This is a genomic window from Streptomyces sp. YS-3, assembly GCF_045257485.1.
GTDB lineage: Bacteria > Actinomycetota > Actinomycetes > Streptomycetales > Streptomycetaceae > Streptomyces.
Genome location: NZ_JBJHPC010001120.1, coordinates 1 through 846, shown reverse-complemented (window position 1 = coordinate 846; position 846 = coordinate 1). Strand labels below are relative to the sequence as shown.

The window sequence follows — 846 nt, the reverse complement described above, 5'->3', positions numbered from 1 at the left end:
GGCACAACTTCGGCCTCAACCACGACTACGTGACCGATCCGGTGGACCGCGCCGACCCCCGCTACCGGCCCGTCAACCTCAACCCGTACTACCCCGACAACCACGGCCACCTGCCCGCCGACCGCACCTGGCCGCGTCCGCGCACGCCAGGGTGTACCCCATGATGTCCGTCCAGGTGCGGTCGGCGGGCAGGTGGCCGTGGTTGTCGGGGTAGTACGGGTTGAGGTTGACGGGCCGGTAGCGGGGGTCGGCGCGGTCCACCGGATCGGTCACGTAGTCGTGGTTGAGGCCGAAGTTGTGCCCGATCTCGTGCGCGAGGTGGTAGGTGCCGAGGGTGTCGGCCTGCTGGGCGCCGAAGGCCTCGCCCGCGCTGCCGGACGAGGGGGCGGCGCCGGGGACGATCTTGGGCAGGGCGGGGGTGTTGGCCGTTCCCGCGGTGTAGACGGCGCCGGGCCGGGGGGTGAACTGGGTGAGCACGTGCAGCAGGTCCGCRCCCCTGTCGTCCCGCTGCTTGCGCGCGTCGGTGGCGAACGCGCCCGCGTAGCGCGGGTTCTCGGGGTCCGACAGGGCGTAGGTGATGCCCTCGGCGTCGCTGTCGTCACCCTCCCACGCCTTGGTGGTGAAGGTGCCCAGCAGATTGAGCCGGGCGGTGACGGTGCTCTCGGAGTAGGCGGCGTTGGTGCCCGCGACCGCGGCCTTCACCTTCAGGTCGAGCGCCTCCACCCCGCCCTTGGTATTGCTCACGGTGTGCGGGGTGTAGCCGATGAGCAGATCGATGACGGGGGCGGTGACCGCGGCCCGCGGCCCGGGCCCCGCCTGCCGGGCCGCGGTCACCGCCCCCGTCAT

1 protein-coding gene is annotated in these 846 nt (G+C 72.3%); it reads right to left on the bottom strand.

Annotated elements, in window-relative coordinates:
* Window positions 1-78: 78 nt before the first annotated feature.
* Window positions 79-846 (bottom strand): reprolysin-like metallopeptidase (locus ACJA3G_RS37865; protein ID WP_406557528.1); only part of this gene is annotated, 768 nt, incomplete at its 5' end.